The sequence below is a fragment of the Enterobacter sp. 01-M-03-SI-ECC genome (assembly GCF_047530215.1).
GTDB classification, from domain to species: Bacteria; Pseudomonadota; Gammaproteobacteria; order Enterobacterales; family Enterobacteriaceae; genus Enterobacter; species Enterobacter chengduensis.
In genome coordinates, this window is record NZ_JBLKDA010000026.1 from 1 (window position 1) to 20164 (window position 20164).

General features: G+C 49.0%; 16 protein-coding genes and 2 pseudogenes. 7 read left to right on the plus strand and 11 right to left on the minus strand.

Annotated features, from left to right (window positions below):
- On the plus strand, positions 1-95 hold a 95-nt coding region (locus ACMWKK_RS20000), incomplete at its 5' end, for an IS3 family transposase (RefSeq protein WP_135717608.1).
- 16 nt (positions 96-111) lie between these two features.
- On the opposite strand, the pseudogene pcoA reads toward ACMWKK_RS20000, so the two are convergent.
- Positions 112-1095, minus strand: a pseudogene (gene pcoA / locus ACMWKK_RS20005) (multicopper oxidase PcoA); the annotation flags it as partial.
- A gap of 234 nt (positions 1096-1329) precedes the next feature.
- Between pcoA and ACMWKK_RS20010 the strand changes: the two are divergent.
- Together ACMWKK_RS20010 and ACMWKK_RS20015 are read left to right on the plus strand one after the other, a co-directional pair.
- Entirely contained in the window at positions 1330-1779 is a 450-nt protein-coding gene (locus ACMWKK_RS20010) for a copper resistance protein (protein ID WP_001023257.1), read from the plus strand.
- A 288-nt stretch (positions 1780-2067) separates the two neighbouring features.
- A complete protein-coding gene (locus ACMWKK_RS20015; protein ID WP_000287501.1) occupies positions 2068-2805 on the plus strand; it encodes a peptidoglycan DD-metalloendopeptidase family protein in 738 nt (245 codons plus the stop codon).
- Positions 2806-2838: 33 nt separating this feature from the next.
- On the opposite strand, the gene ACMWKK_RS20020 is transcribed toward ACMWKK_RS20015, so the two are convergent.
- The 7 genes and pseudogenes from ACMWKK_RS20020 to silC all read right to left on the minus strand — a co-directional run bounded on the left by ACMWKK_RS20020 (position 2839) and on the right by silC (position 12507).
- Entirely contained in the window at positions 2839-3036 is a 198-nt protein-coding gene (locus ACMWKK_RS20020; protein WP_000843494.1) for a DUF2933 domain-containing protein, read from the minus strand.
- A 40-nt stretch (positions 3037-3076) separates the two neighbouring features.
- Positions 3077-5524: pseudogene (gene silP / locus ACMWKK_RS20025) on the minus strand (Ag(+)-translocating P-type ATPase SilP).
- A 126-nt stretch (positions 5525-5650) separates the two neighbouring features.
- The gene (locus ACMWKK_RS20030) at positions 5651-6091 is read right to left on the minus strand and encodes a DUF411 domain-containing protein (protein WP_000758228.1); all 441 of its coding nucleotides are present in this window, start codon (positions 6089-6091) and stop codon (positions 5651-5653) included.
- 86 nt (positions 6092-6177) lie between these two features.
- Complete coding sequence (gene silA / locus ACMWKK_RS20035; protein ID WP_000574029.1) at positions 6178-9324, minus strand: Cu(+)/Ag(+) efflux RND transporter permease subunit SilA; 3147 nt, start codon at positions 9322-9324, stop codon at positions 6178-6180.
- Positions 9325-9334: 10 nt separating this feature from the next.
- Complete coding sequence (gene silB, locus ACMWKK_RS20040; RefSeq protein WP_000157620.1) at positions 9335-10627, minus strand: Cu(+)/Ag(+) efflux RND transporter periplasmic adaptor subunit SilB; 1293 nt, start codon at positions 10625-10627, stop codon at positions 9335-9337.
- 113 nt (positions 10628-10740) lie between these two features.
- On the minus strand, positions 10741-11094 hold the full coding sequence (gene cusF / locus ACMWKK_RS20045) for a cation efflux system protein CusF (RefSeq protein WP_001246155.1): 354 nt from the start codon (positions 11092-11094) through the stop codon (positions 10741-10743).
- Positions 11095-11121: 27 nt separating this feature from the next.
- Positions 11122-12507 carry a Cu(+)/Ag(+) efflux RND transporter outer membrane channel SilC gene (silC, locus tag ACMWKK_RS20050; protein ID WP_000475506.1) on the minus strand — a complete coding sequence of 462 codons (1386 nt, stop codon included), beginning with the start codon at positions 12505-12507 and terminating at the stop codon, positions 11122-11124.
- A gap of 189 nt (positions 12508-12696) precedes the next feature.
- Here silC and silR point away from each other — a divergent pair, with 189 nt between their 5' ends.
- The 4 genes from silR to ACMWKK_RS20070 all read left to right on the plus strand — a co-directional run bounded on the left by silR (position 12697) and on the right by ACMWKK_RS20070 (position 16025).
- A complete protein-coding gene (silR, locus tag ACMWKK_RS20055) occupies positions 12697-13377 on the plus strand; it encodes a copper/silver response regulator transcription factor SilR (protein WP_000697968.1) in 681 nt (226 codons plus the stop codon).
- Entirely contained in the window at positions 13370-14851 is a 1482-nt protein-coding gene (gene silS, locus ACMWKK_RS20060) for a copper/silver sensor histidine kinase SilS (RefSeq protein ID WP_000555736.1), read from the plus strand. The genes silR and silS overlap by 8 nt, the downstream gene beginning before the upstream one ends.
- Before the next feature lie 244 nt (positions 14852-15095).
- On the plus strand, positions 15096-15527 hold the full coding sequence (gene silE / locus ACMWKK_RS20065) for a silver-binding protein SilE (protein WP_042973197.1): 432 nt from the start codon (positions 15096-15098) through the stop codon (positions 15525-15527).
- A 147-nt stretch (positions 15528-15674) separates the two neighbouring features.
- Entirely contained in the window at positions 15675-16025 is a 351-nt protein-coding gene (locus tag ACMWKK_RS20070) for a DUF305 domain-containing protein (protein WP_000647571.1), read from the plus strand.
- A 168-nt stretch (positions 16026-16193) separates the two neighbouring features.
- Here ACMWKK_RS20070 and ACMWKK_RS20075 read toward each other — a convergent pair whose 3' ends face one another.
- From ACMWKK_RS20075 to ACMWKK_RS20085, 3 genes are all read right to left on the minus strand, one after another.
- Positions 16194-18020 (minus strand): AAA family ATPase, encoded by a 1827-nt coding sequence (locus ACMWKK_RS20075; RefSeq protein WP_047027092.1) that lies wholly within the window; start codon positions 18018-18020, stop codon positions 16194-16196.
- A 563-nt stretch (positions 18021-18583) separates the two neighbouring features.
- Complete coding sequence (locus ACMWKK_RS20080; protein ID WP_001097216.1) at positions 18584-18883, minus strand: helix-turn-helix domain-containing protein; 300 nt, start codon at positions 18881-18883, stop codon at positions 18584-18586.
- A 352-nt stretch (positions 18884-19235) separates the two neighbouring features.
- Entirely contained in the window at positions 19236-20162 is a 927-nt protein-coding gene (locus tag ACMWKK_RS20085; protein WP_406542919.1) for a hypothetical protein, read from the minus strand.
- Between the last annotated feature and the right edge of the window lie 2 nt (positions 20163-20164).

Genomic DNA, 20164 nt, shown 5'->3' on the forward strand with positions numbered 1-20164 from the left:
ATATTGACTACTACAACAGCAGAAGAATTAGCCTGAAATTAAAAGGTCTGAGTCCAATTGAATATCGAACCCAGACCTATGTGCCTCGTGTTTAACTGTCCAACTTTTTGGGGTCAGTACACCCTGAGGCTCCACAATGACATCATAGGTTTCGGCAACGGCAATCCTGAATTCGTCAACGGTAACCGGGTTTACATACTGGCCATCTGCAGCCACGACCGTCATTTTCAGCCCGGGGATACGGATATCGAAATAGGTCATTGCCGAGCCGTTGATAAACCGTAAGCGTATCTTTTCACCGGGACGGAACAGTCCGGTCCAGTTTTTCAGCGGGGCCTGCCCGTTCATGAGATAGGTGTAGGTGTAGCCACTGACATCCGCGAGGTCAGTCGGATTCATTTTCATTTCAGCCCACATTTTCCGATCGGCAATGGTGGCTGACAGCCCCCTGGTATTCACGTCGCGGAAAAAAGAGCCAACGGTTGGTTTATTGAAATTGTAGTAATCCGACTGTTTTTTTAATTTTTTCAGCAGGCTGTGAGGATTTTCATCGGTCCAGTCAGACAACATGACCACATGCTCACGATCGTAAGTAAACGGTTCTGGCTCCCCGGCATCGATGATAATGGCACCGTATACCCCCTCCTGTTCCTGCAGACCGGAATGGCTGTGGTACCAGTAAGTCCCGTTCTGCTTAACCTTAAAGGTGTAAACGTAGGTATCATCAGGCTCTATGCCCATAAAACTCAGCCCCGGAACACCATCCATATTGGCCGGAAGAATAATGCCGTGCCAGTGAATGGACGTCTGTTCATTAAGACGGTTTTTGACCTTCAGGGTAATGGTGTCACCTTCTTTCCAGCGAAGAACGGGCCCCGGCAGGCCTCCATTGATTGTTTTGGCCTGACGCTCACTGCCCGTGATATTGACGGCCGTTTCACCAATGGTCAGGTCAAACTGAGTACCCTGCAGGGATGCGGCAACTGGCAGGCTCAGACTGGAACGCGCATTGAAACTCCATACGCCAAGACTTCCGGCTACGCCAGAGAGGGTTAACCCCTTCAGGAAAGTTCGTCGAGACGTTTTCAACAGCATGCGCATTCCCTTATTTAAAGTATGGTTACTGACAGAATTCGAGAACCGATTTAAATTAAATTACTGGTTCATCCACTTACAATGAAATGAATCTAGCACACCTTAAGAAACAAATTCATTACAATCGTGTAATGTACATAGCTGTATTACATTTACGTCATCTTCCCCACAGGTTGATTATTTTTATATATGATCATAAGGACATCTTTTATGTACCTCAGAAGGTAATTACACATGAATATATTAATCACGACCACTGCGTTTACAGCTTTATTTTGTGGGGCAGCTTTTGCTCAGTCCAGTGATATTGCCCATGAAGCACATCGATTTGTTAATAATGCCTCAGCCGTCAGTCATGTGAATTCCTCGACGCATGAAAACTTACCGGACAGGGTTAATAAAAACAACACGCCCTCATTCTCTGAAATGAATGAACATGAAAGGGCCATTGTTGCTCATTCATTTATGAACAACAGCGCGTCCTATGCGCATCAGAAAATGATTGAGGAACATAAAAAAATGCTGTCCGGCAGTGATGCAAATTCAAAGACCTCGTCTTCTTCTTTTAACGAACTGAATGCCGGAGAAAAAGCCGCTCTCGTGCATGAGCAGGTCAATAATGCCGGTGCGGAAGCACATCAGACGCAGGCAAGAAAGCTTCGCGGGCTGTATTCGACCAGGTAACTGCAGGCGGGTTAGTGCTTAGCGTCAGGTGCGCAGCAGGGCTTTACTGACGGGTTACGTAGCAGGACATGAGCCCCATATTGCTCTGCCGTAACCTGTTTCAGTCCCGTTAATCATCACCGTCGGGCTGGTCATACAGTTCCCAGAGCTTCAGGAGCAAACGGGAAACAAGATATGTTACAAAAATGACGACCATCAACGGTGCTCCCGATTAACTGACAGATGACACGCCTCCTGAAAACCCCTAGCATACGCCGCAGTGTTCATGCTAACGGCGAATTCCAGTAAATGTATTCTACCGATGTCGTAAAAGAAAATGCCTACCTTTCAGCCACCCGCTCGGGGCTGGAATCGAACGAGATCGCTACTCTTCAGCGCTCCTTGCCTTCCCGGTTTAATCTGCGGCATTTGAAAAAAAATGAATCATTAAAACTCGTACTGCAAAAGAAAGCGGGAAAATCACGTGTCGTGGCCTATAAATTTACGTCCGGTTCATTTAATTACACGGCGTATCGTATATCAGATAAAAAGTTCTATAACCTTTCCGATACTTCCGGGAAAGGCAGTCTCGATTATCCGTTACCGGCCACAGCAAGACTCAGTTCGCCTTTCAATCCTGCAAGACTTAACCCGGTATCGGGAAAAGTGAGTCCCCATAATGGCATTGATTATTCCATGCCCATGAACACGAAAATAGTCAGCGTCATCGACGGAAAAATCACCCGGGCCGAATACAACAGTACCATGGGATATTTTGTTGAAGTAACGGGAAAAGCCGGTGTTAAAACTCGCTATCTCCACCTCAATAAAATACTCGTTACTAAAGGGGCCAGGGTTACACGGGGAGGTGCTATTGCGTTATCCGGTAACAGCGGACGTTCATCCGGTCCTCATCTGCATTACGAGCTGGTCATCAATAACAACCCTGTTAACTCTCTGGCGTTCCGGGCAGCGGCACCCGCTGATAACAAACTCGAACAGCATGCCTTTGCGCATGCCAGAGACTACGAACGATACCTGGACTGATAACGGGACCGCGACGCGGCCCCGTCTGCCGGATTAATTTTTTTTATCGTTTTCACTTCCGTGATGTTGATGATCTCCATGCCCTCCGTGGCCGTGGAAAAGATGCATTAGCGGGCAGACCAGCAATAACAGATATGGCCAGTAACCTGCCACATGTGACCAGTGTTCGCGCAGGAGGGCAAATGCCGCGATCGCGGCGACAGCAATAAGCGCATAGGTGGTACTTTTCATACTGGACTCCTTCTGTTCGTAACTGACCCTTCACTCAGTGTTATTTCCCGAGCCTGACACTTTTCAGACGCAACGCATTCACAATGACGCTGACGGAGGAAAGAGCCATGGCCGCCGCCGCAATAACTGGCGACAGCAGTATTCCATACACAGGATAAAGCAGACCTGCAGCCACAGGCACGCCAAGTGCGTTGTAGATAAATGCAAAAAACAGATTCTGACGGATATTTTTCATGGTGATCTCTGACAGATGACGGGCCCTGTTCAGTATCATCAAGTCGCCTTTGAGAAGGGTGACTCCGGCACTTTCAATTGCCACATCTGTACCCGTTCCCATGGCTATACCCACGTCAGCCGCTGCCAGCGCCGGGGCATCATTCACACCGTCTCCGGCCATCGCAACCACATGGCCAGACTCTTTCAGTCGGGTTATCACTGCTTTTTTGCCATCCGGCAGAATTCCGGCTTCAACCTCATCTATTCCCAGTTTCCGTGCGACTGCTTCAGCAGTAAGCTGGTTATCCCCGGTGAGCATAACGATGCGGATCCCCGCCTGACGCAAAGCTTTAAGCGCATCCGGCGTGGTTGTTTTCACGGGATCCGAGATAGCTATCAGGCCTGCAAGGTCCCCGTCTGTGGCCACATAGATAACGGTAGCGCCTTCCATCCGCAACGTATCCGCAACGGCCTTTTGATTATCAATAACTATACTGTTTTCCTGCATAGCCAGTTCATTACCAATAACAACCCGTTGACCTTCGACATCGCCTGAGACACCTTTACCCGACGGTGCATCGAAATGAGTGACTGCGGGTATTGCGATCCCCTTTTCCTGTGCTGCTTTAACTACTGCCATACCCAGCGGATGCTGCGAGCCTTTTTCCACTGCGGCTGTTACACGCAAAAGAGATGTTTCCCCACCCGGATTGAGACTGATAATCCCTGTCACCGTAGGCGAACCTTCCGTGAGCGTGCCTGTTTTGTCGACAACCAGCGTGTCCACTTTTTCAAGACGCTCAAGGGCTTCGGCATTCCTGATTAACACCCCGGCCTGGGCTCCTTTGCCCACCCCCACCATTATCGACATCGGCGTGGCCAGCCCCAGCGCGCAGGGACAGGCAATAATCAGGACCGACACAGCCGCAATGAGACCGTGCGCCATCCTGGGCTCGGGCCCCCAGACAGACCAGATCACGAAAGCAACAACCGCGATAAGTATCACCAGAGGAACAAACCAGCCTGAAACGCTGTCAGCCATTCTCTGGATGGGGGCACGCGAACGCTGTGCATCAGCGACCATCTGAACAATTCGTGAGAGCATTGTTTCATCACCGACTTTCTCTGCACGGATGATGAGACTCCCTGTCTGATTAATGGTCCCCCCGATGACAGGGTCACCCTCCGTTTTGGTAACCGGCATAGATTCCCCGGTCACCATCGATTCATCAACGGTTGTTTTGCCTTCGATCACGATACCGTCGACCGGAATACTCTCTCCAGGTCTGATGCGGAGCTTATCGCCAGGCAGGACATCTTCCGCATTAATATCCGTTTCATGACCGTCATGATCCAGCCGTCTGGCGGTTTTGGGGGCAAGGTTCAGAAGCGCAGTAATGGCGCCTGAGGTTTGTTCCCGTGCCCGCAGCTCAAGAACCTGTCCCAGCAGAACAAGCACCGTAATAACTGCTGCGGCTTCAAAATAAACGGCCACCAGGCCATCCATGTTTCTGAACGATGCAGGAAACCAGGAGGGGAAGACGGTTGCAATGACGCTGTAAACCCAGGCTACGCCGGTCCCCATTGCAACAAGGGTAAACATATTCAGGGAGCGGTTACGTAACGACATTCCGGCCCGGGCGAAGAATGGCCAGCCACACCACAACACGACAGGGGAGGCCAGAAGCAGCTGCAGCCATGTGTTGTACTGTGGCGGTACTGTATTCCTCAACTCGGGAAACAGATGAGATCCCATTTCGAGTACCAGAACCGGAAACGCCAGCAACAACCCCAGCCAGAAGCGTCTTGTCATGTCGTGAAGTTCATCACTCGGCCCCGTGGATGCCGTAGCTACGAGCGGCTCCAGTGCCATTCCACAGACAGGACAGCTTCCGGGACCACTGCGGCGTATCTCCGGGTGCATCGGACATGTCCACACACCTTCAGAATTCTCTTTTTCCGCCTGGTGGTGAGGCTATTTTATCTGATCAGGGCTGACTTCGTGATGATCGTGGTGATGGTGATGGGAATGTTCACTGGCATCTTCGGTAAGATAACGATCGGGATGGGCTTTAAATTTACTCTCACAGCTGGCGGAGCAGAAATAAAGTTGATGGTCCTGGTATCGAATGCTGCTGTGCGCCCTGTCGGGCAGGATGGCCATCCCGCACACGGGATCTCTCACCTTATGCAATACGTGGCCCTCGTCCGGGGATAATGTCTGCTCAGAAGCAGTCTGGTTGTTGTGTTGCACTGCATTGTCATTTTTCACAGTAACTCTCCTTATGCATACCGAAGCATCTTCTGTCTTCAGGGTATGTCATGGATGCGATTACCACGAATATCGCCGGCACAGGAGTGCCTGCTACCGGCGTCCCGTTATCAGCCGTTCCGCTGACTATTCGATTCGCTGGAAGACTTTTTTACTTCCATCCGGTGAGAATGCGATAACATCGTAAGCCTCTTTTCGGGCTCCCATCTCCATTCCAGGACTTCCTGCTGGCATACCGGGGGTGGCGAGACCGTATATACCTGAACCAGACTGCATTGCCTTATGTATCGTTGTCGCAGGCACATGGCCTTCAATGATCAAATTACCGGCAACCGCGGTATGACAACTTCGCAGTCCTGCAGGAATAGCATGCTTTTCTTTCAGGGCTGACAGCGCCTGATCATTCATGACGTGAGTTCGTACTTCAAACCCGTCTTTTTCCATCGCCTTGCCCCACAGGGAACAACAGCCACAGTTTTCAGATTTGTACATATCAATCACTTTTTCACTCGCCATCGCGGGCAGTGAAAGGCCGAGAGCCAGCGCCATCAGAACCACTTTTTTCATACTCACCTCTGTATATTATCGATTTAAACCCTGACGTCAGGGTGAATCAGTAAAGAAGGACACCCACAGGGGGTGCCCTTTCAGGTTCAGGACACGCTTTTTTTATGTCTGCGCAGCCAGATTAATTTGTAGGCTGCAGGAATAATGAACAGGGACAGCAGCGGAGCCGTGATCATCCCACCAATCATGGGTGCCGCGATACGGCTCATGACTTCTGAACCTGCACCGGTTCCCCAGAGTATTGGCAGCAGACCCGCAATGATCACCGCCACGGTCATGGCTTTCGGCCGGACACGCAGTACGGCACCATGATAGAGGGCTTCATCAAGGCCTTCCGGTGTGAACGTCTCTTTACGGGACAATTCCGGGTGCGCTTCAATGGCATGACGCAGATACATCAGCATGACCACGCCAAACTCTGCTGCCACCCCGGCCAGAGCGATAAACCCCGTTCCGGTTGCGACAGACATATGGAAGCCCTGCCAGTACAGGAACCATATCCCGCCAACCAGGGCGAACGGCAGGCTCATCAGGATCAGCAGGGCTTCATCAACCCGGCGGAATGCCAGATACAACAGGATGAAGATGATCATCACCGTCATCGGCACCATCAGCTTCAGTTTCTTGTTGGCATGCTCAAGCAGTTCAAACTGTCCGGAGAATGACACGCTGGTACCCGGTCTCAGTTTCACTTTCTGACTGATCGCCGTTTTAATGTCATTAACCACCGACACCATATCCCTGCCGCGCGCGTCAATGTAAATCCAGCTGGCTGGACGGGCATTTTCCGTTTTCAGCATAGTCGGCCCGGAAACGACCTTAATATCCGCAACATCGCCCAGCGTGATCTGCTGCTTCATCGGGGTCAGGATCGGCATCTGTTTCAGGGCCTGCGGGCTGTTCCGGTAATCCTGCGGATAGCGGATATTAATCGGGTACCGGGCCACGCCTTCAACCGTTTCCCCTACCGTCGCGCCGCCGATGGCTGATGAGATGAACAGCTGCACATCGCCCACCGTCATTCCGTAGCGGGAGGCTTTTTCCCGGTTGATATCCACATCAATGTAGCGCCCGCCTTCCAGTCGCTCTGCGAGAGCAGACACTACGCCGGGTACGGTTTTGGCGACCGCTTCGATACTCTGCGCCGTTGCATCGATATCGGACAGAACCGTTCCGGACACCTTGATACCTATCGGGCTTTTGATCCCGGTTGAGAGCATATCAATACGGTTACGGATTGGCGGCACCCAGAGGTTTGCCAGCCCCGGTAAACGGACGGTCCTGTCGAGTTCTTCAATAATCTTGTCAATCGTCATGCCTGGACGCCACTGATCCTCAGGTTTGAGCTGGATCGTGGTTTCAACCATTTCGAGCGGTGCGGAATCCGTGGCGGTCTCTGCTTTACCGGTCTTGCCAAATACAGAGGCCACTTCAGGAACGCTTTTGATTAACTTGTCCGTCGTCTGCAGGAGCGCTGCAGCTTCAGCCGGAGAGACACCCGGCAGGGTCGACGGCATATACAACAGGTCGCCCTCGTTAATCTTCGGCAGAAACTCACCGCCCACCTGGCTCAGCGGCCAGATAACGGTGAAAATGGACAAGGCCGCAACCAGCAGGGTTGTTTTTGGCCAGTGGAGAACCCGCAACAGCAATGGATGATACGCTTTGATCAGTACCCGGTTCAGGGGGTTACTGGTCTCTGCAGGAATTTTCCCCCGGATCCAGAATCCCATCAGAATCGGAATGACGATGATGGCCAGCGCGGCCGCGCCCGCCATGGAGTACGTTTTCGTGAATGCCAGCGGGCCAAACAGACGTCCTTCCTGACCTTCCAGGGTAAAGATAGGAATAAAGGACAGGGTGATGATCAGCAGGCTGATAAACAGTGCGGGTCCCACTTCAACGGAGGCATCGGTAATCACCTTCCAGCGGGTGGCGTTGTCAATCTGCTCACCCGGATGCTGATGATCCCACTCCTCAAGCCGCTTATGCGCATTCTCAATCATCACAATGGCGGCATCCACCATCGCACCGACGGCAATCGCTATCCCTCCCAGCGACATGATATTGGCGTTCAGTCCCTGGAAGTGCATGACGATAAAGGCGATACACAGACCAAGCGGCAGAGAGATAATCGCCACCAGGGCAGAACGTACGTGCCACAGGAACAGGGCACAGACGATGGCCACCACGATAAACTCTTCCAGAAGTTTGGAACTGAGGTTATCAATCGCCCGGTCGATGAGCTGGCTGCGATCGTAGGTGGTCACGATTTCAACGCCTTCCGGCAGGCTGGCCTTCAGCGTCTCAAGTTTATCCCTCACTGCCGTGATAACGTCGCGTGCATTTTTACCCGACCGCAGGATCACCACGCCGCCAGCGACTTCGCCCTGGCCGTTCAGCTCGGCAATACCACGCCGCATTTCAGGCCCGGTCTGCACGCGGGCAACATCCCGCAGATAAACCGGCACGCCGTTCTCGCCTGTTTTCAGGACGATGTTATTAAAATCATCAATGCTCTGAAGATAACCGCTGGCACGGACCATATACTCAGCTTCGGCCATTTCAACGGATGAGCCACCGGCCTCCTGGTTAGACGATTCAAGGGCCTGTTTCACTTCGGGCAGGCTGATACCATACTGAGACAATTTTACCGGATTGACCTGAATCTGGTACTGTTTCACCACGCCGCCAACCGAAGCGACCTCAGCCACGTTCGGGATGGTTTTCAGCTCAAATTTCAGGAACCAGTCCTGCAGAGAACGCAGTTCTGAAAGGTCGTGTTTTCCGCTGCGATCGACAAGGGCATATTCAAATATCCAGCCCACCCCCGTGGCGTCCGGACCGATTTCAGAACTCACACCGGCGGGCAGTTTTCCCTGTACCTGGTTCAGGTACTCCAGCACGCGGGAACGGGCCCAGTACAGATCGGTGCCGTCTTCAAAAATGACATACACATACGAATCACCGAACTGTGAAAAACCACGCACGGTTTTTGCGCCAGGCACGGACAGCATGGTGGTGGTAAGTGGATAGGTGACCTGGTTTTCTACAATCTGCGGGGCCTGGCCGGGATAGCTGGTTTTGATAATGACCTGCACATCTGACAGGTCAGGCAAGGCATCGACAGGCGTGTTAATAATCGTCCATGTGCCCCAGATGCTGAGAAACAGGGCCCCCATCATGACCAGGAAACGGTTGGCGACAGAGCGCCGGATAATCCATTCAATCATCGTCGTCTCCTCAGTGCCCTGAATGCATATTTACAGGCTGGTCAGACATTGCTGGCATACTGCTTTCTGTTTTTTCAGGGTGGCGCATACGTTCCAGTGCGCCCGTAATATTGGCTTCAGAGTCAATGAGGAACAGGCCACTGACCACCACGGTATCGCCTTCATTCAGGCCGGAGCCGATGCCGGACTGTTGCTGTGACTCATGCAGAACGTGGATCTGTTTCGGCACAAACTTGCCTTCATCATCAACAGTAATCACGCGCTGTTCTTTGCCGGTATCGATAACGGCCTGGCTTGGTATCAGCAGCATCTCCTGGCTTCTGGTATTCAGTTTCAGATAGGCATTCATGCCCGGCTTGAGAAACTCATCCTTATTAGAAACCTGGAGACGGACCTGAAGCGTACGGGTTGTCTGATCCACGCTGGGAAGAATATTCCATTTTTCGACATGGAATGTTTTATCCGGATAAGCCGGTACCGAAATTTCAAACTGCGACGTATCTTTCAGCAGATAGGCGATAGATTCTGGCACTGCAGCGCTGATCCAGACCGGGTCCATTCCCTGAATCTGAGCCACCACCTTATCTTTCGAAATATTCATGCCGGTGCGCAGGTCAAATGCAGTAATGACACCATCAATAGGTGCTTTAATGGTAAAACGGGTCTGAATGCTCCGGGTAGAACGCAGTCTCTGAATATCCTCTTCCGGCATACCTGCCAGGCGAAGCCGTTCCAGAACGCCTTTAATTTGCGTGGAAGTACCACCGGTGCTGGATAACAGAAGGAATTCACTCTGTGCTTCCACCCAGTCCGGAATGGTAATATCGATAAGTGGCGTCCCCTTCTTCACATGATCGCCAATCGTCATGGGGTAGACTTTTTCGACAAACCCGTCAGAACGCGCCTGCACAATAACAAACTGATACTCGTTATAGCTGACATTAGCCGGGATTGTCTGAGAATAATTCAGCATTCCTCGCGTGACTTTTTGCGTTTTTAATCCCAGATTCTGAACCTGGGTTGGGTCGATACGGATCCCGCCACTGCTTTTATCGCCACTGTCATCAGCATATTTTGGCACCAGGTCCATATCCATAAAGGGCGATTTTCCGGGTTTATCAAATTTGGTATCCGGTTTCATTGGGTCATACCAGAAAAGCACCTTTCGTTCCGGTGCCTTTTGTTCTGTTTTTTCTGTCTTTTGTGCTGAGTTTACATACTGCCAGGCAGTAACCGATATCAGCCCCCCTGCTATGAGGCTGCTGATAATTATTGCAGCATATTTTATCTTTAAAGAAGCCATACAATTTTCCGCTAAAAAATCAAAACACCTGGCATATGCGCCTGACGGTTAACTCACACATATACCTATGTGAATGTACAGGCGCACAGGATGTAATCGCTCCGGACAGCCAATCAGGACTGCGTCACGTTAATGCTTTTGAGTAAGGAGATATTGCCCTGCTGAATAAACGAGAAATCGACATGGTTGCCTGTTTTCAGGGCATTAATAGCATCGTCTGCATTAACAAAAGTAAAGCGCATGGTCATTGCAGGCCAGCCCACCGCTGGAATTGCTTCATGCGAAATGGTGATTTTCTTAGTATTCATATCAATGTCTTTAACGACACCGGTGCCCTTGATAACTTGCTGTACCGAAGCATCACTGGCAGTATTCATATCGCCATGCTGATGTGTTTCAGCATGAAGACCGGCAGAAAACATGACAGAGAAGGCACCAAATAAAACGGCTTTAAGTGAATTACGCATTTTAATTTCCTGATTAATTAAATAAATTTACTCTACCCAACCGCCACCCAGCGCGGTAAACAGATTAATTTCGTTAACCTGCCGGGAATAGGTAAGATCGAGAATGGTTTGCTGGGTAGCGAAGAGGGAACGTTCTGCATCCAGCACTTCGATGTAACTGACAGCACCACTTGCATACAATCCTCTGGCACGCTGGAGAGTTATCTGAAGTGAATCAAGATAACGCTGCTGTGACTCAAGTTGCTGGCTAAGGCTGTCGCGCAGCGCAAGCGTGTCGGAAACATCCTTAAAGGCTGACTGAATTTTTTGTTCGTAATTAACCACCGACTGTTGCTGGCGAATTTCAGCCAGCTTCAGATTGGCTTTATTCCTGCCAGCATTAAATATAGGAATTTCAATTTTAGGGATAAAATTCCACATTCCACTTCCTGACGTAAACAGGCTGGACAGCTCCGTACTGCTTGCGGAAAGACCACTGGTCAGGGTAATTGAGGGGAAAAAGGCCGCTCGCGCTGCGCCAATATTGGCATCAGCCGCTTTCAGCTGATATTCCGCTTCCATAATATCCGGTCGCTGCAGCAAAATTTGTGAAGACAGATTTGGTGGCAATTTTACTGGGGCTATCTCCCCGCCTTTCATCCCTTTTTCTGACGGAAGTGCGCGGTACGTTCCCAGCACCAGTTGCAGGGCATTGTTTGCCTGAGCCAGATCGCCTTCTCGTTTGGCTATTTCGGCGCGGGTACTTTCGATTTGTCCTCGCGCCTGTTCAAGTGCCAGAACGTTCGTACTCCCGGTCACGAGCTGCTGCTCAACGAAAGCATAGGACTGTTGATAATTTTTCAGCGTTTCCCGCGCAATACGAAGTTGTTCGTACGCCAGTTGCTGGCTGAAATAGCTTTGTGAAACGTTGGATACCAGCAGGATGTGTACGGCCCGACGGGCTTCTTCGCTGGCAAAGTAGTTCTGGCGATCAGCATCACTCATGTTCTTAAGTTTGCCGAAAAAATCGAGCTCATAGCTGAGCTCCAGTCTCGCGTCGTACTCCTGTGTGGTCGGCTTGTCACCTTTCAGACCACCGCTGTATGTTATCCCGGATGAGGCATTCAGCTGGGGATAACGATCTGCATCCGTGACGTTGAACTGGGCTCGGGCCTCTTCAACCTTCAGGGCAGCCATTCTCAAATCACGGTTATTAGTCAGAGCTTCACCGATCAACCGGGTAACCTGGGGATCGACAAAAAAGTTACGCCAGCCCGTATCCTGATAGCCATTTACCGCTGGCGTCAGGCTGTTATGGGACAGTGAAAACTGCTGGGGTACCGGTGCTGCGGGCCGCTGATATTCAGGCGCAAGCGACACGCAGCCTGCCAGGATGAATATCGTGCTAATGCTGAGTAATTTTAATTTGAACATAACGCTTCTCGTCCAGGCAGACCTGGTAAATGGTTCAAATGAAGTCCAGAGTATTGATAGGGGTACTTTACCTAACGCTCTCTGTTTGCCGGGTGACAGGATAATGACAATGTTGTCATTTTTGCTGTAATCCGTTGATAACGATCGTGGGCGCAATAGAATGACATTAGCAGCCAGCCGGGGAGCAAGATGAAAATATTGATCGTCGAAGACGAAATTAAAACAGGTGAATATCTCAGCAAAGGGCTTACAGAGGCAGGGTTCGTAGTGGATCACGCTGATAATGGTCTTACCGGATATCATCTCGCCATGACAGCCGAGTATGATTTAGTCATTCTGGATATCATGCTACCTGATGTGAACGGCTGGGATATCATCCGCATGCTGCGCACTGCCGGAAAGGGTATGCCGGTCTTACTGCTGACAGCCCTCGGCACGATCGAACATAGGGTCAAAGGACTGGAACTGGGTGCGGACGATTATCTGGTTAAACCCTTTGCGTTTGCCGAACTGCTCGCCCGGGTGAGAACCCTTCTGAGGCGGGGAAACACGATGATCACGGAAAGCCAGTTTAAGGTGGCTGACCTCTCGATTGATCTCGTATCCAGAAAAGTCAGTCGCGCCGGAAACCGCATTGTGCTCACCAGTAAAGAGTTCAGCCTGCTGGAATTCTTCATTCGCCATCAGGGAGAGGTTCTTCCCCGCTCCCTGATTGCCTCTCAGGTCTGGGACATGAATTTTGACAGCGACACTAATGCGATCGATGTCGCAGTAAAGCGACTCCGCGCTAAAATAGACAACGATTACGAGACAAAGCTGATCCAGACAGTCCGGGGCGTGGGCTACATGCTGGAGGTCCCGGATGCATAGCAAACCTTCCAGACGCCCTTTCTCACTCGCTCTGCGGCTGACCTTTTTTATCAGCCTGTCCACGATACTGGCTTTTATCGCATTCACCTGGTTTATGCTGCATTCTGTTGAAAATCATTTTGCCGAGCAGGATGTCAGCGATCTTCAACAAATCAGCACCACACTGAACCGTATACTGCAGTCCCCGGTGGATCCGGATGATAAAAAAATAAGCAAAATAAAGGAATCAATTGCCAGCTACCGCAACGTTGCCCTTTTGCTCCTCAATCCCAGGGGGGAAGTGCTCTTTAGCTCAGCTCAGGGGGCGGCACTACGCCCGGCAGTGAATTCAGCAGATTTTAGCGAGCACAGCCGCGCACGGGATGTCTTTCTCTGGACGGTGGAGGATCCTGCGGGACCGATGGATACCGGGTCCGAAATGAAGATGGAAACATACAGGATTATCGCCTCCTCTGGTCAGGCGATATTTCAGGGCAAACAGCAGAACTATGTCATGCTGACTGGCCTATCCATTAATTTCCATCTCCATTACCTCGATGCGCTGAAAAAGAACCTGATTGCGATTGCCGTCGTGATAAGCCTGTTGATTGTTCTGATCATTCGAATCGCTGTCCGTCAGGGGCACCTGCCCCTTCGTAATGTCAGCAATGCCATTAAAAACATCACCTCCGAGAATCTTGATGCGCGACTGGAACCGACACGCGTTCCCATTGAGCTGGAGCAACTGGTTATCTCGTTCAATCATATGATTGGAAAGATTGAGGATGTCTTTACCCGCCAGGCCAATTTCTCTGCCGATATCGCGCATGAGATCAGAACGCCCATCACCAATCTGGTGACGCAGACTGAAATCGCACTGAGTCAGGATCGAACACAGAGGGAACTTGAGGATGTCCTCTATTCCAGTCTTGAAGAGTATAACCGGATGACCAAAATGGTCAGCGATATGCTGTTCCTGGCACAGGCAGATAATAATCAGCTGATACCTGACAGGGTCATGTTTGACCTCAGAGCGGAAGTCATGAAAGTCTTCGAGTTTTTCGAAGCCTGGGCCGAAGAACGCAATATCACGCTCAAATTTAACGGGATGCCCTGCCTGGTTGAGGGAGATCCACAAATGTTCAGAAGGGCGATCAATAATCTGTTATCCAATGCCCTGCGTTATACCCCGGAGGGACAGGCAATCACCGTCTCAATAAGAGAGCAGGAGAGCTTTTTTGACCTTGTGATTGAAAATCCGGGGAAACCAATCCCTGAAGAGCATTTATCAAGGTTGTTTGACCGTTTTTATCGGGTGGATCCGTCCAGACAACGAAAAGGAGAAGGCAGCGGCATCGGCCTTGCGATTGTGAAGTCAATCGTGGAAGCACATCACGGAAGAGTGCAGGTGGAATCGGACGTACACTCAACGCGTTTTATCTTATCCGTGCCCAGACTGGAGAAAATGATTCCGGACACCCAGTGCTGGGAATAAAGATTTAAATGACAAAGATGTCATTAGCCTGTCATGCAGCAAACAGAAGCCATTCGATATAATTAGTGCAACTTATCAGGAAGGCTGGATTGCTTTATCAATATCCGGCGTCAGTGGACGCCAGGAAATGAATATCCAGTCCCCTCCCGGAGAAATAAACACTTCCGAACCTGTTTCAGTTATGGAACTGAAAACACCGGTTGTACTCCCCCGGACATCACTAATTAAGAAATGGAGAGTTATCATGAACAATATCGTATTAGCATCCTTGCTGGGCTTTGGCTTAATTTCTTCGGCCTGGGCCACTGAAACCGTGAATATCCATGAGCGGGTCAACAATGCACAGGCACCTGCTCACCAGATGCAGTCTGCTGCGGCTCCTGTCGGGATCCAGGGGACTGCACCTCGTATGGCCGGTATGGACCAGCATGAACAGGCCATTATTGCTCATGAAACCATGACGAACGGGTCGGCGGATGCGCACCAGAAAATGGTGGAAAGTCATCAGAGGATGATGGGAAGTCAGACCGTTTCCCCTACCGGGCCGTCGAAGTCATTAGCGGCAATGAATGAGCATGAAAGAGCTGCAGTTGCCCATGAATTTATGAATAACGGTCAGTCTGGCCCACATCAGGCCATGGCCGAAGCGCATCGTCGCATGCTCAGTGCAGGCTGACGGCGAGGGAAGTATCTGTGCTGTCCTTATTTCCTTGATAGATTTTTCCGTAACCGGATATATGGCAACATCTTTGCCCCCTACAGGGGGCATTTTTATCAGATTCTGCTACAGTTAACGGGCATCAACGCTAAAAGGATATTTTTTATGAAAGCCAGAAACACTTTATTTGCAGTATTAATGTTATCCCTGCCAGCGATTTCAGCAGAACATTCAGAAATGAAAATGACTGATATGTCTACCTCGGCTTCGTCACAGGAATATATGGCTGGCATGAAAGACATGCATGACAAAATGATGGCTGCCGTAAATGAGTCCGATCCCGACAAGGCTTTTGCGAAAGGCATGGTAGCGCACCATGAAGGGGCAATAGCAATGGCTGAGACCGAGCTCAAATACGGAAAAGATCCGAAAATGAGAAAGCTCGCGCAGGACATCATTAAAGCTCAAAAAGGTGAAATTGAGCAGATGAATAAATGGCTTGATAGTCAAAAGTAAACATTGTAGAAATGTCACGACAAGCGTGATTTTACATCGTTCCTGGGCGCGGGAGTCGGTTAATCTTTATATAATTCAAACCCGATTAATTTCGGGTTTTTACTACTCTGTACTCCGGTCCTTTGTTGAGGACCGGAATATATGCACCTGAGATGCTTATTTAATACATTATCTCGTCATGGATACAATGTCGCTCAGGATCTCAACCAGCTCGCTTCTCTCCTGCGTTCCGTCATGATAGGTTGATCTTGAGATGATTCTTTCTGATGTCATCTGAGGCCAGAATTTATCTAGTACATTATCGGGTTTCATTCCCACAGCCCGGCCGATTATTTTTTTAGCGTCACAGGTGTCCGTAAACGTGACGGCTACACCAGTAATTTCCTCGATAAGATCCGGGCACAGATAGTTTTCTATCTCACGTTTGCGCGTAGCGAAAAATACCTTACCGGCCTCCTCTACTTCTTTTTTACGCTTCTGGATGGACAGAACCTGTGCAGGGTCTCCCCCAATATCGGAGTCCAGAAATACGCACCAGGGAAGCCCCAGATCTTTGGCCAGATTCAATGTAACCCAGTGTTTGACGCTACCACACCCTCCTATGAGGACTGGCACTATTTTCACGTCCTCCAGAGAGGCTGGCAGCGCACCTGACTGTTTTAATGAACTGGCCGCATGCCTCAGGAAAGTAACATCCGACTTTCCCTCTACCAGAACAATCCCCTGCGCCCTTTCCATACCGGTCTCTGGCAGCACCCCCAGGCTTTCAGTGGCTTCCTTCAGCACTGCGTCATCCGGCATTTTTACTACGGGTTCACCCGCCTCATTTCGGGTAACATAACGTACGCCTTCGACAGGGATTAATCCGGCCAGCGCCGGGACATGGGTGGTGACGATAATCTGACGGTGCGGCTGGCCTGCCAGTGCCAGTAACGCTTTCATCAGCATCATCTGATAGTTCGGATGCTGTGACGTTTCAGGCTCCTCTATGGCATAAATCACATTTCTGGGCGTCCCCGCGACATTCTTTTCAGCCTCAGCCCGAAAAAAATTCAACAGGATAAGCCTCCTTATCCCGCTGCCGCGCTTATTGATGGGGATGCCATTTTCCCCGTCCAGGGTGAAATTGAAGGTCCACTTGGGTTTCTCCTTAAATCGTGGAGTCAGTTCACTGGCGAGTTCGGGGGCCATTTCACGTAATTTATCCAGCGTTCTCTGTGCGAGATCCAGGACGCTGTCCTGAATCTCATTTTCCAGCGCTGTAATTTTGTCCTGCAGCGCAGCCTGAGCGTCTTTTACGGCCTGCTGTAAGGGGTTTTTAGCTTCGGAATCCCCGTCGCTGCTTTCCCTGTCGGCTTTGAAAATCGCATACGTGGGCAGCAAATCGAGGATCTTACCCCATAATGATTTTGTGTCGGTTCCGAACTCTTTATCGACATCCAGCATAATTTCCGAACAGGTATAGGGGGCTGCGGCTTCCCTGATGGCCTGACGCCATAACGATGCAGTGCGTTTATCCGCCACATTTTTTTCAACTTCTTTTCCCACCGCCTTGAGCTCAGAAATTTTCATGCCCAGTAAATTTCTCAGGGGCTCCTCATCCGGGTGGATGCAGCGGATGCAGGTCTGCTCCGGTTTTCCTGAGGTCGTTGCTTTAAACGTTTTGACGATTTCAAAATTGCCGTCCTCATTCAGCAGATGTTCTGAGGCGAGCGTGGTCTGCACCCTGTCGTCGATCATGATAAAATCGGGCAGGTCATCAAATTCACAGGCTATTTCAAAACGGCCGTCCCCTTCTCTTAGGCTGAAACAGTTCATGTCATTCTTGTCAGCCTTCATTCCTTCTGTTTCAAAAAAAATAGCCAGCGCTTCCAGAAGCGTTGATTTCCCAAAGTCATTACGACCGACAATACCCGTCATGCTTTCATCAATAATGATTTCAGTAGAGTTTCTGTAGCCTCTGAAGTTTTTCAGTTTTAATTTTCTGAGCCGCATATGAAGTCCTGTGTGTAAGAAAGCGTTTTGCTGCAACCTGAATACAAAATATATTTTCAAATGCCTGCCAACAAGCAGGGATAACCGTTATTCAGAATATCTTAACGACATTTCGGGATTATGATCTGGTCGCGCTTTCAGAACTTTACTGCCCCTCAAAACACCGGAAACTAACTTGTGGTTGGTTACATGGCAAAGTTAAAACTCCAGAATCACGGGTAATGATTTCAATGCTTATTATATTTTTTGGAATTGACTCATGAGCTTTATAATTTAAATGATAATAATAACCATTCTTTTATGCGTAATATTTGCTACTGACACTGATGAATTTAAAAGAAGATAGATTTTCATTTACGGATTATTTCCTAAATTCATCGATAATGTGATCGACATAAAATTTTCACTGAAGAATGAAGAGATAATTTAAGGCCGAGCGAAATAGCTCAAAATGGTGTATTTAACATAACAGAAGAAATGAAAGGCTCTATCGCAACCTGATACTTCAGGCCGCTAAGGGGTTAATCTTGTTGAAGAAAAATTAGACCGGGAAGCGCCAGGCGTCACCATTTCTCCCGCCTGGCTGGAAGTGAAGAATAATTGTGCATAGCTCCGTATTCGGGCTTTGCATCTGACAATGGTTCCCTGGATGAAAGTACGATCTCCACTCCAAGGACGCTGAACACCCTAAACAAACGCTCAAAACCCGCACTTGCAGGGTTGGCCTCTAGTCGGGCATAAGTTTGCTGTGTTATACCCAAACGTTCAGAAACATCTTTTTGCGTCAGTCCATTGGCTTTGCGAAAGCCGATTAAAACAGGACGTAACTGATTCAAAGTCTTCAAAGCGTATTGAGTGTTCATAAGTGACCTTCCGTATCGACGAGTTAACAAGCATAATGCAGGGATTTACAGCATATAGGCTGTAATGCTCATTAACAGACTATAGGCTGTAATACGAATCCTGCCAAGATGCGGCATCTTTCAAATACAAGGCCGTATTGGGTAAGCAGTACACCGTTATATAGCACCCCTTGCCCCTTTGCTGGAGAGGGACCCACGTGATCGCAGGTCTTTTAGACGTTGTTGCTAACCGGCATCATACACAGGTGGTAACCCCCAGGGAAACTCTATGAGTGATAATTTATTCCTGCCCCAGTCAAAATATAAAACCTTATCTAACTAGCTTTCTTAGTATTTTATAAATGAAGTGAAATTAGCGAAGAAGTTTTACATTGTAAAGTGAGCAAAAATATTTACCATTCAACTGGCAAAATTTACAATCTGCAGCCCTTAGCCTGAGAAAATGCACATTAACAGAATAATCATCAAGTCCGATAGAGGCATAACTTACGTCCTCAAAAATATCATAAATAAATGATTTGAAATTACAAAAATTAACTTCACTTAACATCTTGAACACCGCAGAAATATATCTATCATGCATTATCTTGACTTCGATAACCTTAGATAAACTTGAATGCGACTTACATTTGAAGAGATCAAAGAGAAAGTAAATCAGCATATTTTTATTGTCCGAAATCCATTTTAAAATTTTATTACGTGCACATGGTAATATATACACTGGATTTTTGAAAGGGTTTGAAACGTCAACCACAAGGGAACAATAACCATGAGGATTTATTCCACTTATAATTAAGTCACTAAGTCCTTTCACTGCATTCAAATAGTTATCAAAACAAACCTCATATAAACTGGTACTATGAACTGCACATTTAGATTCAAACAACCATCTATGACGCAGATAACCAATGCCTTTAGAGTGTATATCTTCAACAATACATTTGTGACAGTAACGAATGTTTGAGATGTTTACCAATGGATATGAATTAGTTATGTGAAAATTTTTCCGACAGGCATCTTCAACAGCGTTAAAATACCCGTAAACACCAGAAGATAACGACACTATATTGGAAGTTAGTATATAACCATTTCTAGTGGCAAGAATGTCATATATATCCTGCAAGCTATGCAATTTGTACATATCAATCAGTTCGAAACGAGGAAAGGCATCGTACCTTAGTGCGCCATGCTTTGATATTATGTTCCTGCAATTGGATAAGTTATACATTATCTGTGAACGCAGAAGAAAACTGTGCCACAATTCATTTTCGTAAACCATAT

What these genes read in the sequence shown, in the direction of transcription:
- ACMWKK_RS20010 (WP_001023257.1), top strand. Translation starts at nt 1,330, where the DNA reads ATGAATATATTAATCACGACCACTGCGTTTACAGCTTTATTTTGTGGG.
- ACMWKK_RS20015 (WP_000287501.1), top strand. Translation starts at nt 2,068, where the DNA reads ATGTATTCTACCGATGTCGTAAAAGAAAATGCCTACCTTTCAGCCACC.
- ACMWKK_RS20020 (WP_000843494.1), bottom strand. Translation starts at nt 3,036, where the DNA reads ATGAAAAGTACCACCTATGCGCTTATTGCTGTCGCCGCGATCGCGGCA.
- ACMWKK_RS20030 (WP_000758228.1), bottom strand. Translation starts at nt 6,091, where the DNA reads ATGAAAAAAGTGGTTCTGATGGCGCTGGCTCTCGGCCTTTCACTGCCC.
- silA (WP_000574029.1), bottom strand. Translation starts at nt 9,324, where the DNA reads ATGATTGAATGGATTATCCGGCGCTCTGTCGCCAACCGTTTCCTGGTC.
- silB (WP_000157620.1), bottom strand. Translation starts at nt 10,627, where the DNA reads ATGGCTTCTTTAAAGATAAAATATGCTGCAATAATTATCAGCAGCCTC.
- cusF (WP_001246155.1), bottom strand. Translation starts at nt 11,094, where the DNA reads ATGCGTAATTCACTTAAAGCCGTTTTATTTGGTGCCTTCTCTGTCATG.
- silC (WP_000475506.1), bottom strand. Translation starts at nt 12,507, where the DNA reads ATGTTCAAATTAAAATTACTCAGCATTAGCACGATATTCATCCTGGCA.
- silR (WP_000697968.1), top strand. Translation starts at nt 12,697, where the DNA reads ATGAAAATATTGATCGTCGAAGACGAAATTAAAACAGGTGAATATCTC.
- silS (WP_000555736.1), top strand. Translation starts at nt 13,370, where the DNA reads ATGCATAGCAAACCTTCCAGACGCCCTTTCTCACTCGCTCTGCGGCTG.
- silE (WP_042973197.1), top strand. Translation starts at nt 15,096, where the DNA reads ATGAACAATATCGTATTAGCATCCTTGCTGGGCTTTGGCTTAATTTCT.
- ACMWKK_RS20070 (WP_000647571.1), top strand. Translation starts at nt 15,675, where the DNA reads ATGAAAGCCAGAAACACTTTATTTGCAGTATTAATGTTATCCCTGCCA.
- ACMWKK_RS20075 (WP_047027092.1), bottom strand. Translation starts at nt 18,020, where the DNA reads ATGCGGCTCAGAAAATTAAAACTGAAAAACTTCAGAGGCTACAGAAAC.
- ACMWKK_RS20080 (WP_001097216.1), bottom strand. Translation starts at nt 18,883, where the DNA reads ATGAACACTCAATACGCTTTGAAGACTTTGAATCAGTTACGTCCTGTT.
- ACMWKK_RS20085 (WP_406542919.1), bottom strand. Translation starts at nt 20,162, where the DNA reads ATGGTTTACGAAAATGAATTGTGGCACAGTTTTCTTCTGCGTTCACAG.